Annotated in this window: 16 protein-coding genes; 7 read left to right on the top strand and 9 right to left on the bottom strand. The window is 63.5% G+C overall.

The genetic code is table 11. The features are described 5' to 3' along the window. Window positions 1-3 precede the first annotated feature (3 nt). The 7 genes from AC0L3C_RS00785 to pncA form a co-directional block, all read right to left on the bottom strand. Entirely contained in the window at window positions 4-1641 is a 1638-nt protein-coding gene (locus AC0L3C_RS00785; RefSeq protein ID WP_473282419.1) for an ABC transporter substrate-binding protein, read from the bottom strand. Between the two features lie 30 nt (window positions 1642-1671). Beyond that, a complete protein-coding gene (locus AC0L3C_RS00780; protein WP_473282417.1) occupies window positions 1672-2487 on the bottom strand; it encodes a sugar phosphate isomerase/epimerase family protein in 816 nt (271 codons plus the stop codon). Between the two features lie 462 nt (window positions 2488-2949). After that, entirely contained in the window at window positions 2950-4215 is a 1266-nt protein-coding gene (locus tag AC0L3C_RS00775; protein WP_473406901.1) for a DUF1236 domain-containing protein, read from the bottom strand. A 109-nt stretch (window positions 4216-4324) separates the two neighbouring features. Beyond that, window positions 4325-4711, bottom strand: a complete 387-nt coding sequence (locus AC0L3C_RS00770) for a GrlR family regulatory protein (RefSeq protein WP_473264683.1) — start codon at window positions 4709-4711, stop codon at window positions 4325-4327. A gap of 14 nt (window positions 4712-4725) precedes the next feature. Beyond that, entirely contained in the window at window positions 4726-6759 is a 2034-nt protein-coding gene (locus AC0L3C_RS00765) for an NAD(+) synthase (protein ID WP_473406899.1), read from the bottom strand. Between the two features lie 150 nt (window positions 6760-6909). Further along, window positions 6910-8025, bottom strand: a complete 1116-nt coding sequence (locus AC0L3C_RS00760) for an alpha/beta fold hydrolase (protein ID WP_473406898.1) — start codon at window positions 8023-8025, stop codon at window positions 6910-6912. A gap of 16 nt (window positions 8026-8041) precedes the next feature. After that, window positions 8042-8680, bottom strand: a complete 639-nt coding sequence (gene pncA / locus AC0L3C_RS00755; RefSeq protein WP_473406897.1) for a bifunctional nicotinamidase/pyrazinamidase — start codon at window positions 8678-8680, stop codon at window positions 8042-8044. A 254-nt stretch (window positions 8681-8934) separates the two neighbouring features. Here pncA and glk point away from each other — a divergent pair, with 254 nt between their 5' ends. From glk to AC0L3C_RS00740, 3 genes are all read left to right on the top strand, one after another. Continuing rightward, a complete protein-coding gene (gene glk, locus AC0L3C_RS00750) occupies window positions 8935-9906 on the top strand; it encodes a glucokinase (protein WP_473406896.1) in 972 nt (323 codons plus the stop codon). 142 nt (window positions 9907-10048) lie between these two features. Further along, on the top strand, window positions 10049-10252 hold the full coding sequence (locus AC0L3C_RS00745) for a hypothetical protein (RefSeq protein WP_018457896.1): 204 nt from the start codon (window positions 10049-10051) through the stop codon (window positions 10250-10252). A 142-nt stretch (window positions 10253-10394) separates the two neighbouring features. After that, window positions 10395-10550, top strand: coding sequence for a hypothetical protein (locus AC0L3C_RS00740; RefSeq protein WP_473406895.1), 156 nt, complete (start codon window positions 10395-10397; stop codon window positions 10548-10550). A gap of 61 nt (window positions 10551-10611) precedes the next feature. Here AC0L3C_RS00740 and AC0L3C_RS00735 read toward each other — a convergent pair whose 3' ends face one another. Together AC0L3C_RS00735 and AC0L3C_RS00730 are read right to left on the bottom strand one after the other, a co-directional pair. After that, window positions 10612-10989: a response regulator gene (locus AC0L3C_RS00735; RefSeq protein ID WP_473406894.1), complete on the bottom strand. Its 378-nt coding sequence runs from the start codon at window positions 10987-10989 to the stop codon at window positions 10612-10614. Between the two features lie 111 nt (window positions 10990-11100). Further along, window positions 11101-11889 carry a Spy/CpxP family protein refolding chaperone gene (locus AC0L3C_RS00730; protein WP_473406893.1) on the bottom strand — a complete coding sequence of 263 codons (789 nt, stop codon included), beginning with the start codon at window positions 11887-11889 and terminating at the stop codon, window positions 11101-11103. 483 nt (window positions 11890-12372) lie between these two features. Between AC0L3C_RS00730 and AC0L3C_RS00725 the strand changes: the two genes are divergently transcribed. From AC0L3C_RS00725 to AC0L3C_RS00710, 4 genes are all read left to right on the top strand, one after another. After that, window positions 12373-13713: an ABC transporter substrate-binding protein gene (locus AC0L3C_RS00725; protein WP_063996315.1), complete on the top strand. Its 1341-nt coding sequence runs from the start codon at window positions 12373-12375 to the stop codon at window positions 13711-13713. A gap of 148 nt (window positions 13714-13861) precedes the next feature. Continuing rightward, a complete protein-coding gene (locus AC0L3C_RS00720; protein WP_354047776.1) occupies window positions 13862-14800 on the top strand; it encodes a carbohydrate ABC transporter permease in 939 nt (312 codons plus the stop codon). Then, window positions 14800-15711, top strand: coding sequence for a carbohydrate ABC transporter permease (locus AC0L3C_RS00715; RefSeq protein WP_018457902.1), 912 nt, complete (start codon window positions 14800-14802; stop codon window positions 15709-15711). Before AC0L3C_RS00720 ends, AC0L3C_RS00715 begins: the two co-directional genes overlap by 1 nt. Before the next feature lie 6 nt (window positions 15712-15717). After that, window positions 15718-16818, top strand: coding sequence for an ABC transporter ATP-binding protein (locus AC0L3C_RS00710; protein WP_473264674.1), 1101 nt, complete (start codon window positions 15718-15720; stop codon window positions 16816-16818). The last annotated feature ends 3 nt before the right edge of the window (window positions 16819-16821 follow it).

The raw sequence follows: 16821 nt of genomic DNA, 5'->3' as shown, positions 1-16821 counted from the left end.
CGATCAGGCCTCGAAATTGCCGGCGCGGAAATCCATCGCGAAGGCCGGCGACGCCTTCCACTTGATCGACTTCGGCTTGGCCGTGAAGGTCGCGTTCTGGTGCAGCACCGTATAGGCCGGGTCTTCGCGCTCGGCGATCTCCAGCATGCGGCGGAACGCCTTCTTGCGGGCGGCCCGATCGATCGAGGTTTCCAGGAACTCCGAGAGCGTATTCAGCTCGGCATTGGTCCACTCGCCGATCTGCTGCTGCTGGCCGTTCGGTCCGTGCTGGGCAACCAGCGACGATACGGGATCGTTGAAGGCGGCCGAGTTCGACCAGTCGCGGACCGCGCGCGTCGGCGCACGTTCCATGATCTGCGACCAGTTCTCCTTGGTTTCGATCTGGACGTTGAGACCGACCGACTTCCACATCTCGACCAGCACCTGCGCGGTCGCGACCTGGTTGGTGTAGTAATTGTTGAGCAGGCGATAGGGAATGGGATCGCCCTTGTAGTTGGCCTGCTTCAACAAATCCTGCGCCAGCTTCGGATCGTAGGTCGGTACGCTCCAGTCGGCGTTGAACATGTCACCGTAGAACTCCCACTGCAGGCCCTTCGGGACGCGTGTGCGACCGGCCCACAGGCTGTCGACGATCGCCTGACGGTCGATGGCATGAGTGAAGGCGCGCCTTACAAGTGGATTGGCGAGTTGGGCGTGGTTCTTGTCGAATACGGTCAGACGATGATTGAGGATGGTGCCGCCCTGCACTTCGAAGGCCGCGTTCTTCTCGATGCCCGCGATCTGGTCCGGCGGGATGTCGCAGGCGAACTGATACTCGCCCGAGAGCAGCCCGTTGATGCGACTCGCGACCTCCGGGACCTCGAGGAAGCGAATGCGCTTGAGCGGTGGACGGCCGCCCCAATATTCGTCGTGGGCTTCCAGCGTCAGCGACACGTCGGGCTTGAGCTCGACGACCTTGTAGGGCCCGGTGGTAACAGGCTTGCGCGCCCAGTCGAGATAGCTCACGGATTCAGCCCAGGCGCGACGGTTCGCGATATCTGAGCCGTAGCGCGACAGCCGACCCTCGATCGTGACGTCGGGCGTCGCGTTGTAGAAGCGCACGGTGTATTTATCGACGGCATCGACGCGGACGAGATCCGGCCAGATCCGGCGTGCAACCGCCGGAACGTCCGGCGGCAGCTCCTTGCCCGGACGCGGCGTCGGAATTTTCTCAAAGGCCTGGATGGTGCTGCGGCTCTTGGCCTCGGTCTCACCGAACATGCGCTCGCGGCTGAACGTGAAGACGACGTCCTCCGCCGTCAGCTCGTCGCCATTGTGGAATTTGACGCCCTGGCGCAGCTTCACCTCGACAGTCTGGTCGTCGATACGGCGCCACTCGGTGGCAAGCCCCGGCACGGCCTCAAGGCTGCCGCGCCAGTTTTTGGAGATCAGGCCTTCCCAGATCGAGGAGAAAAAGACGCGCTCGCCGACATTGGACTGCTCGCGCAGCACGTCGAGCACGTTCGAATTCGTCACCTTCTGCACCGCGATAGTGACCGAGGGACGGTTGTCCGCCTGCCCGATCGCGAAGCGCGGCAGCAGCAGCGTGCCTGCGGCAACGCTGCCGGACTTCAGGATGGTACGACGCGTGAGCTTGCTCATGATGATAACCCCTGCCGGTTTTTTGGTCGGCTATTCGGCGAGACCGAGCGCGGCCAGATGGGCTGCGCCAGGGCGGACGTCGTTGTGATTGCGAAGTTCGAGGATCAGCCGGGGGTTGGAATTCAGCCGGCCCAGCGCGCGGAACACGGTGACCCACGGGATATTGCCTTCGCCCGGGGCCCAGTGCCGGTCGGCAAAACCGTCGGTGTCCTGCAGGTGGACGTGCGTCAGCATGTCGCCGGCGGTTTCGACATAGTAGTCGACCGGCGGCGCGCCGGTGGAGATGTGCGCGTAGTTGGCGTGGCCGGTGTCGAGGGAGACCCGCACCTTGCTGCTTTCGAGCGCCTTGGCGAGGCGCACGCGATCGCGCGGATCCTTGTCCTCGATGTTCTCGATGACGATCTCGCAGCCGATGGTTTCGGCGCGCACGATCACCTCGGCGAGTGTCGCCTTGACGCGTTCGACGAGATTGCCGCGATTATCCGGATAGAGGTCGAGGTTGTTGTGGTCCCAGGTCGTGAACGGCGAATGGATCACCATCTGCGTCGCGCCGAGGAACTCGGCGGCCTCGAGGCCCTGAAGCAGGCGTTTCGTCACCACTTGGCGGATCATCGGGTCGTGGCTACCGATCGCGAAGCCCCAGAACGGTCCGTGGATGCCGAGCCGGCCGGTATGACCTGACAGCATCTGCTTGATTTCGCTAGCAGCACTTCGCCAGTCGCCGTCGAGCAAGTCCGCGCGAAAGAAATCCTGAATCTCGAGGTCGCGCTGCCGTTCGAGAAGCCAGTCGCGATGCGCAGGGATCGATTTGAAGGACAATGCGGCGCCCAGTACCGGCTTCGACATGGGTTGCTCCTCGGCCGTCAACAATGACGGGAGCAGCGCTAGACCAGTTAAATGACAGGCCGGTGAAATGCAGGTTCCGAGGCGCTGAGGAGATGTGGACATCCCCGCGATCGCGTGCATCGAATAAAGGCAACGCGAGTGCGGCGTGCAGACGCATGCATCCGCGCGCGGATCAAGCGCGTTCGAGTCCGTAGTGATCCGGAATGGAATCCTATTCCGATGTCGCGTACATCGCGGGACATCGATCGGCGGCCTTCCAAGGGCATCACCCTCTGATCGCGCACCACGGGGTTGGGGGACCACATGGGGCGGGGGGATCAAAGGCTGGGGCAAGGTTACGAGGTCCGGACTCCTAGGCACTCCGGACCTCGGGACTTTCTAGATTGAACGTGATTTCGCGCCGCCGGCTTGATCAGCCGCGCGGCGCGAAGTCGTTTTGGCGTCGTTATGCCGACACGGGCGCTATCGCGTCTGCGGCTCGATCGTCACCGTGCAGTCGCCCTGCCCTTGTGTCGCGACCACGATGTTGCCGGCGGGAGCGCCGAGGGCGATCGGCGCGGACGAGCCGCCGCCGGGCATCTGGACAGTCACGCTCAAGGAATCGGTTCGCGCGGTCGAGCCTACGGTCGAGGGCTCTGCCTGGGCCACATTGCCCGAGGCGTCACGCCGCATGATCTGGCAATTCACGTTGCTGGCGCCGGCCGCCGCCATGCTCGACGAGGTGCCGCCGCTCATTTGGGCACGGGCGCGCGACGGATCGCGAGGCACCTGGCTGACGATGCGATGCGTCCGCGGCTCCACAATGACGACGTCGTCACCCGTCGTAAAATATTCGTAGTCCCGATATTCGGGCTCGATCGAGACGATCTCGGGCGGAAGCCTGTGGAGACGCACGCGCGAGGGAATGGTCTCGCCGACCCGGATCGAGATGTTCAGATTGCGCTCCGGCTCCGCCAGGCGTGCATGGCTCACCGTTTCGGAGATCCGCACCTGCTTCTCGGACGAGACCTGGGTCTGCTGATTGGTCTGCGTGTTGGTCTGGTTCGTCTGGTTGGCTTGATTGGTCTGCGTGCCCGAATTGGCAGGCGCGGTCTGCGCGTTGTTGGTCTGGGCCGTCCGGTTCGTGTCGGTCGCGGTTGCCGGTCGGTTGTTCTGCTGTGCCGGCTGCTGCTGCTCAGCCGCGTTGCGCGGCGGCTGGGTCTGGTTGCGCTCGTTCTGGTTGGCCGCGGCACCCGTGCGCTCGTTCTGCTGACTAGACGTACCGGACTTGGACTTGTCGGACTCGGCCGTTGTTTTCTGCGGCGCGGTCTTGTCCTGCTTCGTCTCGGCGCTGCTCTTGCCGTCGCGCCCCGGCTTCGTGTTCTCGGCGTCGCGGCTGCGATCGCGTGAAGGCTCGCGGGAGTCTTGTGCCTGATCCCTCGACTTCGGCTGGTTGCGCTCGGCCGAACTGGCCGGCTGGCGCTTGTCGTCACTCGCGTCCTGCCTGGCAGCGCCGCCCTTCTCCTCGCGGTCAGCGCCGTGCAATCTCTCCTGGGCGCCCTGCGCCCGCTCTTGAACGTGCTCTTGAACACGTTCCTGGGCGCCGCCGCGCTGCGGTGCGGCGCCTTTCGCCGGCTCCTCGGTCCGTCTCGGCTCGTCTCTACGCTCACCGGGCGCCTGGGCGTAGGCGATGCCGGAAGCAAGCATCAGTCCGATAGCTGCGGTCGATAACATCAAGTGCTGGCGCATGGTCCCTCTCCTCGGAATTCGCAACAACAGACGCGAACGCTCTGTGGGTGCGAAGGTTCCTGATCAGGAACGAGGACCGATTACGCCGGTCTCACATCTCAGGCGGGTCTCACATCGGGTTCTTCAGCGTGAGCCGCGCCGTGAATGTCACACTGGTCTTGCCGACCAGCGCCATGCCTTCGACCTCGGCGCCGTCGGCGGAATAGTCGCCTGAAAAGCCGCAGGTCACTTCCCTGCCGCCGAACGCAAGCGGCTTGCCGACGGCCTCGGTGTGCTGATTGACGGTCATATCGCCGCGCCATTTCCCGTTCCGGAAAGTGTAGCCGCCGGTGTAGTAGAAATAGCTGTCGCCGCCCATGATGCGGCCATCGCAGAGCACGACGACGCCTTTGGCCTGGCCGCGCTTGCCGTCGCGCATCTCGATCTCAAAGATGTAGAGGCCGTTGAGGACGTTCTGTGGGTTGCCGCCCTGCTCGGGCCCATCGCCGGCCGACATCGCTCATCTCCCGTTCAAACCGGCACGTTCCGTTCGAGATCTTCAAGCCAAGCCGCCGCGCTCGAATCCGACGGCGCGCGCCAGTCGCCACGCGGCGACAACGAGCCGCCGGCCGACACCTTGGGTCCGTTCGGCATCGCCGAGCGCTTGAACTGGCTGAAAGCGAAGAAGCGGCGCAAGAACACCTCCAGCCAGCGGCGTATCTCGGGAAGGTCATAGGCCTTGCGCCGATCGTTCGGGAACGCCGGCGGCCATTCGCCTCGCGCGACGTCCTTCCACGCCTGCAGCGCCATGAAGGCGATCTTGGACGGCCGCATGCCGAACCGCAGCGTGTAGAACAGGTTGAAATCCTGGAGCTCGTAGGGACCGACGGAAGCTTCCGTGCTCTGCGGCTTCTCGCCAGGCTCGGCCGGAACCAGCTCCGGCGAGATTTCGGCCGACAGGATCGATCCAAGCGTTTGGTTGACGTCGTCGCTGAACTGCTTGGAAGCAATCACCCAGCGGATCAGATGCTGGATCAGCGTCTTCGGCACCCCGGCGTTGACGTTATAGTGCGCCATCTGGTCGCCGACGCCGTAGGTGCACCAGCCCAGTGCGAGTTCGGAGAGATCGCCGGTGCCAATCACGATGCCGCCATGATGGTTGGCGAGCCGGAACAGGTAGTCGGTGCGCAGACCCGCCTGTACGTTCTCGAATGTGACATCGTAGACCTTCTCGCCCTTGCCGAAGGGATGGCCGATGTCCTTCAGCATCTGCGTCGCCGTGGTGCGAATGTCGAGCTCCTGCCAACTCGTCTGCAACGCCTTCATCAGCGCCAGCGCATTGGTCTTGCTCTCGCTGCCGGTGGCAAAGCCCGGCATGGTGTAGGCGAGAATGTTCTCGCGCGGCAGGCCAAGGAGGTCGACGGCCTTGGCGGCGACGATCAAAGCGTGGGTGGAATCGAGCCCGCCCGAGACGCCGATGACGACGCGCTTGGTGCCGGTCGCGCGCATGCGCTGGACGAGGCCCGCGACCTGAATGTTGTAGGCCTCATAGCAGTCCTGCTCGAGCAGGCTCTCGTCGCTCGGCACGAACGGAAAGCGCTCGATCTTGCGCAGGAAGCCGATATCGGCGGCCGGCGGCTTCAGGGCGAAGCTGACTTTCCGAAAGAAGCCCTCGCGCTGCCGGCGATTGTCGTCGAAGGTTCCCATCAGCGCGCGCTCCTGCCTGAGCAGGTCGAGATCGACATCAGCTAGCGTGATCTGGCCGCCCTGCCGGAACCGCTCGCCCTCGGCCAGCAGCACGCCGTTCTCGTAGATCGAGGTCTGGCCGTCCCAGGCCAAATCCGTGGTCGATTCCCCTGCCCCGGCGGCGGAATAGACGTAAGCCGCGAGGCAGCGCGCCGAAGTCGATTGGCACAAGAGCGCGCGCGAGCGGGCGCGGCCGATCGTGATCGGGCTGCCCGAGAGATTGATCAGCACGCTCGCGCCCGCAAGCGCGAGCTCGGAGGCCGGCGTGACCGGGATCCACATGTCCTCGCAGATCTCGACGCCGATGGTCAGGCCCGGTACGTCCTCCGCCGCGAACAGGAGGTCGACGCCGAACGGGGCGTGCAGCCCGCCAAAGGCGACCATCTCTCCGACGATGCCGGCGCCGGAGGCGAAATGCCGTCCCTCGTAGAATTCGCGATAGGTCGGCAGGTAGCTCTTGGGCACCACGCCGAGGACTTTGCCGCGATGGATGACGACCGCGCAATTGTAGATACGATTGCCAAAGCGCAGCGGTGCGCCGACGATCAGGATGGTCATCAGGGCCGAGGATGCCTCGACGATGGCCACGAGCCCGCGCTCGACCGCGTCGAGCAGCGGATCCTGCTTCACGAGATCTTCGATCGCATAGCCGGACAGGCACAGTTCGGGAAACACGGCGACTGCCACCGATTGCGCGTGACAGTCCTTCGCTGCCGCCAGAACCGCAGCCGCGTTTGCCGTGGGATCAGCCACATGAGAGGTGGTGACGCAGGCCGCCACGCGCACAAATCCGTGGGCATAGATCGAGTGGAAACTCATCGAGCACAGTCCCTTTGTCTCGTCGCGACCGGCCTCCGCCAGCTCTGGACTCCATTTAACCCATCGGCATGGCCCCGTGCAGGCCATTCAACGGCATGCATAACGGATTTGCAGCTTCGCTGCCCGGCGCCGGGCCCTTTGGGGGCAGTCTCAGGCCCTGCGCACCAGCATGCCGGGCAGATCGTCGCGCAGCCACTCGGCGATCCGAGGCCAGGCATGGGCATGCGTCCGCGCGCCCATGAACAGGCCAAGATGGTTGCTGGGGTCGGAGGCCGCTGCAATGAAAGCCGGTGGTATGCCGAGCAAGCCGGCGGTGGCGAGCGCCTGCGCAGCCGGCACGACGTCGTCATCGAGCCCGGCCAGCAGGAAGACGGGCGCCTTGACGTCCTTCAGATCAATCACGCGGCCGAGTGCCGTGAATTGGCCGCGCGCGATCCGGTTCTCCCGGAAGATCCAGTTGACGATTTCGAGATAATAGGTGCCGGGCAGATTGAGAGGCTCGGCGTTCCAGCGCTCGAACCGTGCCAGCAGCGCCGCACCCTCTTCGCCGCAGAGGTCGCTCTGCAGCGCCGTCGCGATATCGTCGCGACTCGGCGCTTTCGACCAGACCCGCAGCATCTCCTCGCCGCTGACATTGCCGCCACCGCGGGCGACGAGCTGGTCATAGACCATCTCCGGTGCGGTGCGGGCGAGCTGCGACAGTCTGGAGTCGATCGAGAGGTCGACGGGCGCGCCTGCCAGCACCAGCCGCCGCACCTTGGCGGGAAAGCGCGCCGCATAGAGCAGCGACAGCCAGCCACCCTGACACAGGCCGACGAGATCGACCGGCGCGCCGATCTCGTCGATGGCGACGTTGAGATCGCCGAGATAGCTGTCGATCGAGAGATAGCGCATGTCGGGTGCGGCCGAGCGCCAGTCGGTGAGATAGACCCGGTCGATGCCGCCATTCTGCAGGGACTGCACCACGCTGTGGCCGGGCGCGAAGTCGGCGATCAGGGCCCGGTGCAGGGCATAGGGCGCGCAGACCAGTGCCGGCTGGCCGGACCCCGTCCGCGTGCAATCGCGCAGGCGCATGGTCGCAAGCTCCAGCGCGACGGAGTTGGGCGTGGTCCACGGCAGGCTGCTGTCGAGCTGCTCCGGCGGACCGCGCTCGAGCCATCCGAAACAGGCGTCCATGGCCAGCCGAGCCGCAGCGAACGGCCACAGCAGCGGGTCATCCGGGACCGGGCCCGGTGCGCGCTGCTGTTTGCCGGTCTTCTCCGCCATGGCTATCTCGCGGTCCTCACAGGAAGGCCTCGAAGCTGACGAGCGAAATACCGCGCTCCCGAAAACTCTGATGGGTCGCGGCCACCGAGCCGTCGAGATCGATTCCGCGGCAAGCGTCCTCGATGACGGCGACCTCGAATCCCTCCTTGCGGGTATCCTCCGCCGAGAAGCGGACGCAGAAGTCGAACGCGAGGCCGGCGATGAAGACGGTGTTCAGCTCGCGTTCCCGCAAATATCCGAGCAGCCCGGTCGGCGTTTTCAGGTCGTTCTCGAACAGCGCCGAATAGGAATCGATGCCGCGCCGAAACCCCTTCCGCACCACCAGGCTTGCGCGGGTGACGTCGAGATCGCGGTGAAATTCAGCGCCCGCCCTGCCTTGGACGCAATGGCTCGGCCACAGCACCTGGACGCCGTAGTCAAGCACGATGGTCTCGAACGGCTGTTTGCCCGCATGGTTCGGGGCAAAGGAGACATGATCGCGGGGATGCCAGTCCTGGGTCAGCACCACATTGGCGAATTTTTGGGCGATCCGATTGATGGCGGGGACGACCTTCTCGCCGCCGGGCACCGCGAGCGCCCCACCCGTGCAAAAATCGTTCTGCACGTCGATGACCAGCAACACGTCCCGGTCGGAAATCTTCATCGCAAGGTCCATTGCAGGCCATTCCGCGCGACGGGCGCCGAACGCACGCCTCCAGTGTCGATCTTCCCGCGCTGCTTCGCAACCACCCGCAGGTGCGGCCATCTGCGCAAATGCCTCCGTCGGTCCCCGGATGCAACAGTTTGGGCTGATGCGTGTTGACTAGATCGACCCGGGGACGGATTCTGAAAAGCCGTTCGCATCTTGCGATCGGATAGAGTGGAGGAAGCGGTTCCCGCAGCCAAAAGGGCTGCGGCAGCCATATGCACATGACAATCGGCAAGACAGGACAGATTCTTCTCGCCGATATCGGCGGCACCAATGCGCGCTTCGCGCTCAGCCAGGGCGACCAGACCGGACCGATCGACTACGTGAAAGTGGCAGACTTCCCAACCGTCCGGGAAGCCATTGCCGATGTTCTCGCGCGTCGCTCCGGCGGCAAACCGCCCCCAAGAGCCGTGCTGGCCGTCGCGGGCCCGGTGACCAACAACCGCTGCGTCATGACCAACAGCCCGTGGGTCATCGACGGCAACGAGCTTCAGCCGGCCCTCGGCTTCGACAGCGTCCATGTTCTCAACGATTTCGAGGTGGTGGCCTGGTCGCTGCCCGCGCTGCAGTCCGCCGACCTGATCCCGCTCGGCGGACAAGATGGCCTTCCCGGAGAGCCGTTGCTGGTTGTCGGACCCGGAACCGGCTTTGGCGTTTCCTGCCTGGTCGAGCGCCACGGCTCTCGGCTGGCCGTCGTCACCGAGGCGGGCCACGCGACCCTGCCGGCGGAGGACGAGCGCGAGGAACGCGTGATCGCGTCCATGCGCCGACGCCTCGGCCATGTCTCCATCGAGCGTGGCGCTTTGTCCGGTTCGGGTCTGCAAAGCCTCTACGAGGCGCTGGCCGAAGTGGAAGGCGCGCAGGTGCCGCATCGCGATGCTGCCGCTATCACGAAGGCGGCCCTGGAAGGCAGTTGCGAGCTCAGCCGCAAGACGCTGGAGATGTTTTGCGCCATTCTCGGCTCGGTCGCGGGCAATCTCGCGGTCACCTTCGGCGCCCGCGGCGGCGTCTATATCGCCGGCGGAATCGTGCCGCGCTTTCCCGACTTCCTTGCAGCCTCCGCATTCCGGGCGCGCTTCGAAGCCAAGGGGCGCTTCCAGGACTATCTCCGCGACATCCCGACCAGGCTGGTCACGAAACCCGATGCGAGTTTCGTCGGACTGACGATGTTCGCGGAGCACAACCAACCTTAACGGCGCGCGCTTCCGGCCGCGGGTTCCAGCAATTCACAGCTGATTAACGAGCACGCGCGCGCGACGCGGGATCGTGCTTGCGCGCACGTCCCGGATGAGAAACAATCCTGGCTTGTGTGTGGCGTAGTTGCGGGGGCGTGACATGCGTAAGCAGGATCTGGGTTTCGACTATCACCGCTATCACCGCCTGCTGCTCGAGGCGGACGACGAGGGCAAGCGGCTGGCCCTGATCGAGCTCTTGATCGAGGAAAAGGCGCGTGACCGGCTCGCCGCCCAGCGCGCTTCGGACCGCGCGGCCATGACGGCCCACACCATCGCTACGGTGCTGAAGAACGGGCGCCACTGAACGAGTGAACGCGCTCCAGTGCCCGAAAACGCGGCATCAATTGCCATTTCGTTAACGATCCCTCGAAAGCTCGCGTCAAACTTTTTGCTCTAGGAGTTCCCTTACCTGATGCAATTCAGGGGCAACAAAGGGGGGAATGAACATGAGCATGATTTCGATCGGCGCAATGCCGGCCACCATCGAAACGCGTTTGGCCGATTCTTCGTTCAAGACCATCTTGCTGTTTTGCTGCACGGGCCTGGTCGCCTCGTTCGGCCTGATGGCGCGCGGCATCGATCTCGGCGCCGGCCTGATGTGAAACCGCGACGCATTCCGTCGCGAAATGGCCGCCCTGACGGGCGGCCATTTTGTTTTTGGTCTCAGTGCGGCGTCTTCGCTAGCGCTTCCGGAAACATCGAATCGATGATCGCCTTTAGCTGATCGATCGAAATCGGCTTGCGCAGGATCGGCCGACGTCGGAGCAAGGACGGCAGCAGCTCCGGACCATAGCCTGTGGCGAACAGAAACGGCTTGCCGCGACGCTCGATCAGGTCCGCGACCGGATCGACGTAGACGCCCTTGAGATTGATGTCGAGGATCGCAAGATCGTACTGTGCGGTCATGGCGAAAGCACTGGCGTCCCGGACATTGTCCGCTTCCGCGGCGACGTGGTGGCCGAGTTCCCCCACCATGTCCGCCATCATCATCCGGATCAACGTCTCGTCTTCGACCAGGAAAACGGAGAGTCCGTCCGCCATATCAACCCCGCCATCAGCTTCCGAAGCTAATCATAACCGAATCGCGAAGAGGATTCACGAATTCGTGGCGGGCGCCGTTAATTCAGACGCGCCCGATCCGATTCAACTTGATCAATCCAATCCTCGTTCGTGGCTGAGCCGCACCATCTCCTGTACGAACACCTGCTTCTGCTTGTCATCGAGGCTCAAATAGAGAGGCTCGGCGGCATCGGCGACATTGCGCTGGTCGGCAGCGCGGTCGATCAGGAATTGGGCCTCGTTGCGCATCTGCTCGACGATGTCGTCGGGAGGATCCCGCTTGGCGCGCGCAACCCGCAGGTTGAGCCGCTCGGCACCGTTATGCCCGAGGTAGTGCATGGCGCTCGAGAAGCCGTACCAGTGCTTCTCCTGCTCGGGCGTGAGGTTCAGTTCGGTCTTGATCCGCTCGATATAGGAGTCGCTGTTGGTGACGATCTGGTCGGCGGTCAATTGCGGCGCGCCGGTCTGGGTCAGGACCGTGACATCCTTGTCCTGCGGCCCGTTCTTCGCCTCCTTGCTCGCCTTGGCGCCCTTGCCCGCCTTGGCGCTCTTGGCGTCCTTGTCCTTGCCGGCGCCCTGCTTGGCGTCCTTGGCCGCATCCTTGCTTGCGTCTTTGCTCGCATCTTTGGCTGCAGGCGCCTGATTGCCATTATTGCCAACGCCGAGCACGCCGGTGAAGACACCGACCACGCCGCCGATCGCGCCGCCAAGCACGCCGCCGACCGGACCTGCCGCCTTGTTCCCGGCTGCCGCTCCTTCCTGAACCCCTTTGACCAGGCCTTGAGCGTTCGCCGCGGCTGCGCCGAGCAGCAACACGACAACGGATCCCAGCGCGAACCATCGTCGCAGGTTAGGCCGCGCGGGCGGCGCCGGGTTGATCATTCTGGTCTCCATCTCGATCTGATTAGGCTGTTGGGGTGAGAACCACTTGCCAGTTGCAACTCTATCGTTTTCACCGCTTCGAGGTCTAGCCACGGGCAATTGCTATCCACGCCCGAAAAGTCTTTGCCGCGAGGTGCTTATGCAGGCTCCTTGGAAACTGCGGCGTAATTGCGCACATGTCGGTCTGGCGCGCCAGCGCCGAGTGTGCGTCGCAAAACAACCGGCCGTGGTTCATGGCCCGCGCATGATGTCGAGGGCGCTGCCGCGTTCCCGGACACAACGTTAGTTCTAGGCGCAAGCCGTTCGGTTTTCTCGACAGACGCAATCAATCATGATCTGATCGCGCTACCAATTTGCCTTCGAAGCCGACGGCATCAACAAGAAACGTCGAACAAGAAACTTTCAAAAAGAAAATCAAAAGTAGAACTCGGAAGAGTTCAGAGGAAACGCCAGAACAATAAAACACCCAAGCGAGGAAACGAGATGTCACGCAAGACACTGACGCGACGTCAATTTGTGGCTGCCACTGCACTGTCCTCCGCGGCGCTGATCACGGCGCCCTATGTCCGAGGCGCTTACGCCGCCGGCAAGCTCTCGATCGGCTTCTGGGACCACTGGGTGCCCGGCGCCAACGATGCCTCCACCGCGCTCGTCAAGGAATGGGGCGAGAAGGAGAAGGTCGAGGTCTCGATCGACTACATCACCAGCAACAACAAGAAGATCGAGCTGACGGCAGCGGCCGAGGCCCAGGCCAAGTCCGGTCACGACATTCTCCAGATGCCGAGCTGGTGGCCGCACGCCTATTCCGAGAATCTCGAACCGCTCAACGACGTCATGGAGCCGCTCATCAAGCAGAACGGCGAGGTCAACGACACCGTCAAATATCTCGGGCGGTCGGGCGGCAAATGGCTCGCAGTGCCCGCGACGCCGGGAAGCCAGATCAAGGGCCCCTGCTCCCGCATAGATCTGATGAAGAAGCACGCCGGCATCGACGTGCAGGAGATGTATCCAATCGGCGCTCCGCCGAAGGCGGACAACTGGACCATGGAGACGTTCCTGAAGGCGGCCGAGGCCTGCCACAAGGCCGGCTTCCCCTTCGGCATCGGTCTCGGCGAGACCACCGACAGCGTCGACACCGCCGGCGCGATCTTCCAGTCGTTCGGCGCCGAGCTCGTCAACGCCAAGGGCGATATCACCGTCAAGACCGACGCAGTGCGGCAGGCACTCGAATTCTACAAGAAGCTGATCGCCGTCCTGCCCACGGATGCACCGTCCTGGGACGATGCCTCCAACAACAAATGGCTGATCTCGGGCCGCGGGGCGATGATCCTGAATCCGCCGAGTGCCTGGGCGGTCGCCAAGCGCGACGCACCGCAAGTCGCCGAACAGTGCTGGACGCACGGCTTCCCGTCCGGTCCGAAGGGACGTTTTGCGCCCTTCCTGCCGTACTTCTGGGGCGTCTGGGCCTTTGGCAAGAACAAGGAAGCGGCCAAGAGCTTGCTCGTTCACCTGTCCTCGCCAGCGGCGATCGAGAAGTTCGTCGCGGCGAGCGGCGGGTACGATCTGCCGGCCTACGCGAACATGACAAAGTTCAAGACCTGGGCCGAGGAAGGGCCGCCGAAGGGCACGCTCTTCCACTATCCGGATCCCTACAAGCAGCAGACGATGTCGATCGCCGCGTCTCCGGCGCCGCCGAAGATCGCCCAGCAGATCTACTTCCAGGCGACGCTGACCAAGATGGCGCTGCGCTTTGCGCAAGGAGAGAAGTTGGAAACCGCGCTCGCCTGGGCCGAAGGCGAGTGCGAAGGCTTCATGCGGACCTGAGCCGGGTATGCGCCATGGCGGTTCACGCTTCGCGCGTGAGCCGCCGAGGCACTCCTCGCTCGATCCGCTTGCCGAATGAAGCCGACGGCTGCGCCGGCTTCGCCGTTCTAGATATCCCGCTACGTGTCCTGCAAAAGAGGCTATCGTCATGGCCGATGTCGTCGTTGAGCAAGGCCGTCTCGCTCGAGCTGCAAGCCCGCGCAAACGGGCGAGCCTGCGCAATGCAATGGGACGGAAATCGACCGTCGCGTTCTTTCTGACGCTGCCGCTGATCCTCCTGATCGCCCTGCTCGTGCTTTATCCCGCCTTCTATTCGGTCTACCTGGCGACGCTCAACAAGGCGATGACCAAGTTCGTCGGCCTCAGCAACTTCACCTTCCTGTTCAAGCGCGAAACGTTCTGGATGGTGGTGAGGCAGTCCTGCATTTTTGCGATTACCGCCGTGGTCTTCAAGGCGCTGATCGGCTTCATCGTCGCGCATTTCGTCCACAACATTCCCGGCAAGAAGCAACGTAAATGGCGCGGCATGCTGCTGGTGCCCTGGGTGATCCCACCGGCGATGAGCACGCTGGCATGGCTGTGGCTGTTCGACCCTTCCTACAGCGCCTTCAACTATACGCTATCGTTCTTCGGCATCGGTCCGATCCCGTGGCTCGGTGACACCTTCTGGGCGCGCTTCTCCGTCATTCTCGTCAACGTCTGGTACGGCGCGCCGTTCTTCCTGATCATGTACCTGGCCGCGCTGAAATCCGTACCCGACCAGCTCTACGAAGCCGCAGCGATCGACGGCGCCAATTGGTGGCAGAAGATCTGGCACATCACCTTGCCGATGATGCGCAACATCATCGCCATCACCACGTTGTTCTCGCTGATCGTCACTTTCGCCAATTTCGACATCGTGCGCATCCTCACCTCCGGCGGTCCGCTCGACCGGACGCATCTGTTCGCCACATGGGCGTTCCAGGTCGGCATCCAGAGCAGCGACATTCCGCTCGGCGCCTGCGTCTCGCTGTTCATGGTGCCGATCCTCGCCGTCGCAGCGGTCTTCATCCTGCGCGATGTCAACAAACGTGGGAACGAAGCCTGATGAGCACCCTCGCAATCGACAAGGCCGGACCGACACGCAAGGTCAAGCTTCGGAGTATGAGCCGCGACCGCACCTGGGCGCTGCGCTGGTCGTACTTTTTCCTGGTGCTGTTTGCGATCTTCTTCCTGATCCCGCCGATCTACATGCTGATCACCTCGCTCAAGAGCAGCGCGGAGATCTCGGCCGCCACCAATCCGTGGTGGGTCTTTCATCCGACCCTGTCGAACTATGTCGAGCTATTGACCTCGAACCAGTTCCTGCGATTCTTCTGGAATTCGTCGATGATCTCGATCGTGGTCGTGATCGTGACGATGCTGATCAGCATTCCGGCGGCGTTTGCACTGGCGCGGATGAAGTTCTGGGGCTCGGCGACGCTCGCGACCGGCGTCTTTCTCACCTATCTGATCCCGGACAGCCTCCTGTTCATTCCCTTGTTCAAGATGCTCGCGGTGGTCCAGGACGTCACCGGCATCACTCTTCTCAACCGCTGGTACGTGCTGGTGTTCATCTATCCGACGCTGACCGTGCCGTTCTGCACCTGGATCATGATCGGGTATTTCGCCTCGATCCCGAAGGAGCTGGACGAGGCGGCGCTCATCGACGGCGCCTCATGGCTCCAGACCCTGACGCGGATTTTCATCCCCGTCGCGCTGCCCGGCCTGATCGCAGCGACCATCTTCGCCTTCACCGTGTCCTGGGCGCAGTTCCTCTATCCCCTGGTGTTCACGACATCCATCGACCAGCTGGTGCTGCCGGTCGGTATCACCACCACGCTGATCAAGGGGGACGTCTTCAACTGGGGTCAGATCATGACGGGCGCGCTGCTTGGCGCTGCCCCGCCGCTGGTCATCTATGCCTTCTTGATGGACTATTACATTGCCGGCCTGACCGCCGGCGCGACAAAGGGTTGATGTCTTATGGCTGAGGTTGCGTTGCGGAAGGTGGTCAAGCGTTACGACGACGTCGAGGCGGTGCGCGGCATCGATCTCGACATCTCCGACCATGAGTTCATCGTGCTCGTCGGCCCCTCCGGCTGCGGCAAGTCGACGACGTTGCGGATGATCGCGGGGCTCGAGGACATCACCGACGGCGACATCATGATCGGCGGGGACGTCGTCAACGATGTGCCGCCGAAGGACCGCGACATCGCGATGGTGTTTCAGAACTACGCGCTCTACCCGCACATGACGGTCGCGGAGAACATGTCGTTCGGGCTCCGGCTCAAGCACTATCCCAAGGCCGAGATCAAGGCGCGGGTGACGGAGGCCGCCCGCCTCCTCGACATCACCGACCTGATCGACCGCAAGCCGAAGCAGCTCTCCGGCGGCCAGCGCCAGCGCGTCGCCATGGGGCGGGCCATCGTGCGCAACCCGAAAGTCTTCCTGTTCGACGAGCCGCTGTCCAATCTCGACGCCAAGCTGCGCGTGCAGATGCGGATCGAGATCAAGAAGGTGCACCAGAAGGTACGTACCACGACGGTCTACGTCACCCACGACCAGGTTGAGGCGATGACGCTGGCCGATCGCGTGGTGGTGATGAACAAGGGGCGGATCGAGCAGATCGGTACCCCGAACGAGCTCTACCACAAGCCGGCGACGCGCTTCGTCGCGGGCTTCATCGGCTCGCCGGCGATGAACTTCATTCCGTGCCGGCTCGAGGACGTCGGCGGCAAGCTCAACGTCCGCCTGACGGACCGCATCTCATTCCCGTTGCCGCCGGCCCGCGCCGCCCGTTACAGCGCACTGCCCCGAGCCGAGAACCTGTTGCTCGGCATCCGTCCCGAACATCTCACGGAATCGCACGCGCATCTCGAGCCGGGTGTCGAGACCTTCGACACGGTGCTTGATGTCACCGAGCCGATGGGAATGGAGACGCTGGTCTATTTCGGACTGGACGGCACGCCGATCTGCGGCCGTGTCGATCCCAATGCGGGCGCCAAGGACGGCGGCCCCATGCGTTTGGCGATGGACCTCAACAATATGCACCTGCTAAACGAGGCGACCGGCGCCGTCTTGTGACGG

The sequence above is a fragment of the Bradyrhizobium sp. WSM4872 genome (assembly GCF_055811715.1).
This window is presented reverse-complemented; position numbering and strand designations above follow the sequence as displayed.

Coding starts and splice junctions, on each gene's coding strand:
- AC0L3C_RS00785 (WP_473282419.1), bottom strand. CDS start 1,641: ATGAGCAAGCTCACGCGTCGTACCATCCTGAAGTCCGGCAGCGTTGCC.
- AC0L3C_RS00780 (WP_473282417.1), bottom strand. CDS start 2,487: ATGTCGAAGCCGGTACTGGGCGCCGCATTGTCCTTCAAATCGATCCCT.
- AC0L3C_RS00775 (WP_473406901.1), bottom strand. CDS start 4,215: ATGCGCCAGCACTTGATGTTATCGACCGCAGCTATCGGACTGATGCTT.
- AC0L3C_RS00770 (WP_473264683.1), bottom strand. CDS start 4,711: ATGTCGGCCGGCGATGGGCCCGAGCAGGGCGGCAACCCACAGAACGTC.
- AC0L3C_RS00765 (WP_473406899.1), bottom strand. CDS start 6,759: ATGAGTTTCCACTCGATCTATGCCCACGGATTTGTGCGCGTGGCGGCC.
- AC0L3C_RS00760 (WP_473406898.1), bottom strand. CDS start 8,025: ATGGCGGAGAAGACCGGCAAACAGCAGCGCGCACCGGGCCCGGTCCCG.
- pncA (WP_473406897.1), bottom strand. CDS start 8,680: ATGGACCTTGCGATGAAGATTTCCGACCGGGACGTGTTGCTGGTCATC.
- glk (WP_473406896.1), top strand. CDS start 8,935: ATGACAATCGGCAAGACAGGACAGATTCTTCTCGCCGATATCGGCGGC.
- AC0L3C_RS00745 (WP_018457896.1), top strand. CDS start 10,049: ATGCGTAAGCAGGATCTGGGTTTCGACTATCACCGCTATCACCGCCTG.
- AC0L3C_RS00740 (WP_473406895.1), top strand. CDS start 10,395: ATGAGCATGATTTCGATCGGCGCAATGCCGGCCACCATCGAAACGCGT.
- AC0L3C_RS00735 (WP_473406894.1), bottom strand. CDS start 10,989: ATGGCGGACGGACTCTCCGTTTTCCTGGTCGAAGACGAGACGTTGATC.
- AC0L3C_RS00730 (WP_473406893.1), bottom strand. CDS start 11,889: ATGATCAACCCGGCGCCGCCCGCGCGGCCTAACCTGCGACGATGGTTC.
- AC0L3C_RS00725 (WP_063996315.1), top strand. CDS start 12,373: ATGTCACGCAAGACACTGACGCGACGTCAATTTGTGGCTGCCACTGCA.
- AC0L3C_RS00720 (WP_354047776.1), top strand. CDS start 13,862: ATGGCCGATGTCGTCGTTGAGCAAGGCCGTCTCGCTCGAGCTGCAAGC.
- AC0L3C_RS00715 (WP_018457902.1), top strand. CDS start 14,800: ATGAGCACCCTCGCAATCGACAAGGCCGGACCGACACGCAAGGTCAAG.
- AC0L3C_RS00710 (WP_473264674.1), top strand. CDS start 15,718: ATGGCTGAGGTTGCGTTGCGGAAGGTGGTCAAGCGTTACGACGACGTC.